The following is a 504-nucleotide window of genomic DNA, read 5'->3' as shown; positions in this document are numbered from 1 at the left end:
ATGATATACCTACACGCAAGAAGATTATACCATGTGCTTCTTCTGATACGCAACCAAGAACTTATGTTTGCAAGAGAAAGGAGAATGTAATAATGGCAAAATCAACAAAAAGTTATGAAGAACGAATGCTTGAAATGGAAAAGAAAGAGCAGGAAAGCCTTGAAAAGGCGAAAAGATATGCAGCACAGAAGAAAGAACTTCTGAAGCGAAAGAAAGCCGAAGAAAGTAAAAAACGAACCCATAGGCTCTGTCAGGTTGGCGGTGCGGTGGAATCCGTTCTTGGTTCGCCTATTGAGGAAGAAGACATCCCAAAGCTGATTGGTTTTCTGAAAAAGCAGGAAGCCAACGGGAAATTTTTCTCAAAGGCAATGCAGAAAGAAACAAATACCGATATGGAGGAAGTGTAATGGCGGAGGGGATGAGGTTTTCATTCCCTTCATTGCTTTTTTATGAAGGGCGCACTTATGGACAACCAGAGGTCGTCCCAATAAGTTTGCCACAAGT

General features: G+C 41.7%; 1 protein-coding gene. It reads left to right on the top strand.

The window, feature by feature from the left end; translation table 11 throughout:
• Positions 1 to 92: 92 nt before the first annotated feature.
• A complete protein-coding gene (locus NE638_RS17870; protein ID WP_005337289.1) occupies positions 93 to 407 on the top strand; it encodes a hypothetical protein in 315 nt (104 codons plus the stop codon).
• The last annotated feature ends 97 nt before the right edge of the window (positions 408 to 504 follow it).

Source organism: Blautia sp. MSK.18.38 (genome assembly GCF_024460535.1).
In the GTDB taxonomy this organism is placed as follows: Bacteria; Bacillota; Clostridia; order Lachnospirales; family Lachnospiraceae; genus Blautia_A; species Blautia_A fusiformis.
Note: the sequence above shows the minus strand (reverse complement) of the source record. Positions and strands in the feature narration are given on the sequence as shown.

Bases quoted from the DNA above. Each gene is read 5' to 3' on its own strand.
- NE638_RS17870 (WP_005337289.1), top strand. From the start codon at position 93: ATGGCAAAATCAACAAAAAGTTATGAAGAACGAATGCTTGAAATGGAA.